The following is a 3,753-nucleotide window of genomic DNA, read 5'->3' as shown; positions in this document are numbered from 1 at the left end:
GCTGGCCTGGGGCGAGCGCCAGCGCCAGGACGTCAAGGTGCACCGTCCCGAGGTCTGTTATCCGGCGCAGGGCTTCGCGCTGCGCCGGGTCGAGGCGGGCCCGCCGATCGCCACCGAGGGCCGCGCCAGGCCGGTGCCCACGACCGAGTTGCTGGCCGAGGCCCGCGGCGGTGGTTTCGAGGCGGTGCGCTACTGGATCCGCATCGGCGACAACTACGGGGGCGACGGGCTGGGCGCGCGCTGGTACATCCTCAACGAGGGGCTGGCCGGGCGCATTCCCGACGGCATCCTGGTGCGCGCGTCGCAGCGCCTGGCGCAGGCCTCGGCCGCCCCGGGCTCGCAGCGCCTGATGGCGCGTTTCCTGGCCGAGCTGGTCGCGGCGGTGCCGGCGCCCTCCCGCGGGATGCTGGTCCGATGAGCGCGACGAGCAGCCCGCTCAAGGGCACCCCGCGGCCGCAGGGCCTGAATCCCTACGGCAACGACCGCCGGTCGCGCTGGCCGGGCTGGCGCACCCTGTTCGCGGCGGCGGCGCTGGCCGCGGGCTGCATGGTGATGGGGCTGGTCTGCGTCGTGATGGGCGACATGGTGGCGCAGAAGCCGGTGTTCTTCGTCGTGCTGCCGGTGGCGCTGATCGTCGCCTTCATGTTCGTGGCCAATCCGAAGGCGCTGCTGCTGACCATCCTGCTGCTGCGCGCGATCGCCAACCCGGTGCTGGAGGAGGCGCGCTTCGCCAGCTTCGGTGGGCTGGGCGGCCTGGTGAACCTGGCGGTGATCCTGCTGGCGGCGGTCTTCTGGATGCGCGAGCCGCGGCGCATCCCGCGCGTGGCGTGGATGGTGTGGCTGCCCTTCATCGCGATGCAGGCGGTGGGGCTGCTCTATTCGCCGGACAAGCTGCCCGAGCTGCGGACCTTCCTCGGCACGCTGAGCACGATGGCGATGTTCGTGGTGGCCTTCTACGTCGTGGACGACTGGAGCTCGTTCGACCGCATCCTGAAGCTGGTCATCTGGTCCTCGGTGCCGGTGGCGATCTACACGCTGATCGCGATCGCGCGCGGCGACGTGCACGTCACCAACGATCCCGCGGCCATGGGCCGTTACAAGGGCCCGTTCTCCCATCCCAACATCCTGGCCTTCTACCTGGTGCTGATGCAGGGCGTGCTGCTGTACCTGTGGAAGAACGCCCGCACGCTCGCCACCACCACCACCGCCACGCGGCTGGCCATGGCGGGCTACCTGCTGGTCCTGCTGGCGCTGCTGGCGGCGACCAAGACCCGCAGCGCCTGGATGGCCGCCGGCGCGATGTTCTTCCTGTACGGGCTGCTCTTCGAGCGCCGTTTCCTGCTCTATCTGATGCTGGTGCCGCTGCTGGCGCTGCTGGTGCCCGACATCCGCGACCGCGTGCTGGACATCGGCCAGGGCAACGTGGTGGTGCAGTACGCCAAGCTGAACTCCTTCACCTGGCGCCGCGTGCTCTGGGCCGATGCCGTCAGCTGGATGGCGCCGGCCCGCTACCTGTTCGGCTACGGCTCGGGCGGCTTCTTCTTCAACTCGCCGACCTTCTTCAGCCTGAGCGGCGGCATGACCACCGGCGCGCACAGCGTGGCGGTGCAGATGCTGTTCGACGTCGGCGTCGTGGGGCTGGCCACCTACTACTGGAAGTACCTGCGCGCGGCGCAGATCTTCTGGCGCTTCCGCCGCGACGATGCCTTGCTGTCGGCGATGTTCATCGCGCTGCTCATCGGCTACGTGGTGGTCTCGCTGTCGGACAACATGCTGAGCTACCTCGTCTTCAACTGGTTCTTCTGGTTCGTGATGGGCGCGGGCTGCGCCATCGTCTGCCGCGTCCGTCCCGATGTCGGGCATCGGGCGCCGCGGACACTGGGCCGGCGCGCGCGTCCCTGGTCGGTGAGGCCGGCATGAGCGCCGGCGGCACCCGGTCCGCGGTCCTGGACGGCGTGCGCGGGCTGAGCATCGCGACCGTGCTGGTCGCCCACTGGCTGCCGCTCAACGCGTTGCGGCCCCGGCTCAACGAATCGGTCGGCATGCTGGGCATGGCGCTGTTCTTCGTGCTGTCCGGCTACTTCATCGGCAGGCAGGTGCTGGTGCACGTGCACCCGCTGGAGTTCGTCGCCAAGCGCCTGCTGCGCATCCTCCCGCTGGCCTGGCTGGTGGCGGTGGTGGTCGCGGCGATCTGGCACTTCGAGCCCTCGACGCTGGCCGCGCACCTGCTGTTCTACGCCAACCTCAGCGACGCCGGCATGCGCGTGCCGCTGGACCATTACTGGAGCCTGTGCGTGGAACTGCAGTTCTATGCGCTGGCCACCGCGCTGCTGGTGTTCCGTCCCGGCGTGGCGCGGGTGCTGGTCCCGGCGCTGCTGGTGGCGGTGACCGGTTACCGCGTGTACATGAGCGGCTACAGCGGCAGCATCACCTGGTACCGCATCGACGACATCCTGGCGGGCTTCGTGCTGGCGATCCTGCTGCACTCGCCGAGCCGGCGCGAGGCGATCGGATTCTTCGAACGTCCCGTCGTGCTGTGGGGCGCGGCGGCGCTGCTGTGCCTGGCCTGCTACAACGTCGACGGCAACGTCGCGTCCTTCCTGCGGCCCTATGCCGTGCTGTGCCTGACCGGCGCCTTGCTGTGCCAGCCGCGATCGGCGGCGGCGGCCTTCCTGTCCCGCCCGTTCTGGACCTACCTCGCGACGGTGTCCTTCGCGGTGTACGTGCTGCACGTGCCGCTGGAGCACACCTGGCTGGGCAGCGGCGATGTCACCGAAAAGTACCTCAAGCGACCGCTGCTGCTGGCGGCGGTCTTCCTGCTCGCGCACCTGTCGACGTTTTACTTCGAGCGACACTTTATTGCGATGGGCCACCGGCTGAGGATGTCCAATGACGCGGTTCGTAGTGTTTAAGGGTGGACGGATGACGTCGATGCTCACAATCCGTTCCGCCCGCTGGCTGCTGTCGGGCGTGTTCGCCGGACTGGCGGCGGCGATGGGCGCGGGCGCGTGGGCGACGCCGCAGGCCACCGACAAGGCCGATGCCGCCGATCCCCAGGCTCGCGCGGTGCGTCACCTGCGCTTCGGCACCGCCGACCGGCCCTTCGCGGCGGACTCGCCCTGGAACGCGCGCCCGATCGGCGTGACGCTGGGCAGCTTCGAGATCCCGAAGGCGAAGAACTTCCCCACGATGGAAGACGGCAAGTGGTCGACCGGCGTGTTCGTGGCCGCGTCCGACGATCCGCCGGTCACCGTGCTGCCGCTGCCGGGTCGCAAAGGCATCTGGGATCCGGACGCCGAGGCGATGCGCGAGCAGATCACCATCCCGCGCTGGCCCGCCGGCGTCGTGCCCGCGAGCGCGGCCGATGGCCATGGCGACATCGTCGACCCGGTGGACCGCGTGATCCATTCCTTCAACGTGCTGCGATTCATCGACGGCCAGTGGCGCGCCGACCAGTACGCGTGGACCCGCCTGGACGGTCGCGGCTGGGGCGAGCCCGGTCACTACTTCCAGGGCGCCCGCGCCGCGGCGGTGCCGACGATGGGCGGCCTGGTGCGCGCGAAGGAGATCGACGACGGCGACGAACTCTTCCGGCACGCGCTGGCGATGTCGCTGACGCACACCGGGCTGTCGGCCGATCCCGCCTACATCTTCCCGGCCACCTCGGCCGACACCGGCGCCAGGTCCAACACCGGCCAGATCCCGCAGGGCGCGCTGCTGATGCTGCCGCCGGACTTCGACGTCAGCCCCATC

3 protein-coding genes and 1 pseudogene are annotated in these 3,753 nt (G+C 70.0%); all 4 read left to right on the top strand.

The features are described from left to right. Positions 1 to 418, top strand: a 418-nt coding sequence (locus FUT87_RS19890) for an exosortase C-terminal domain/associated protein EpsI (RefSeq protein ID WP_147242144.1), incomplete at its 5' end; no start/stop codon positions are given. Beyond that, positions 415 to 1,920, top strand: coding sequence for an O-antigen ligase (locus tag FUT87_RS19885; protein ID WP_147242143.1), 1,506 nt, complete (start codon positions 415 to 417; stop codon positions 1,918 to 1,920). The genes FUT87_RS19890 and FUT87_RS19885, both read left to right, overlap by 4 nt. Then, a complete protein-coding gene (locus FUT87_RS19880) occupies positions 1,917 to 2,912 on the top strand; it encodes an acyltransferase (protein WP_147242142.1) in 996 nt (331 codons plus the stop codon). Before FUT87_RS19885 ends, FUT87_RS19880 begins: the two co-directional genes overlap by 4 nt. 19 nt (positions 2,913 to 2,931) lie before the next feature. Further along, a pseudogene (locus FUT87_RS19875) lies at positions 2,932 to 3,753 on the top strand (Atrophin-1 multi-domain protein); the annotation flags it as partial.

The organism is Mitsuaria sp. TWR114 (assembly GCF_007997345.1).
Note: the sequence above shows the minus strand (reverse complement) of the source record. Positions and strands in the feature narration are given on the sequence as shown.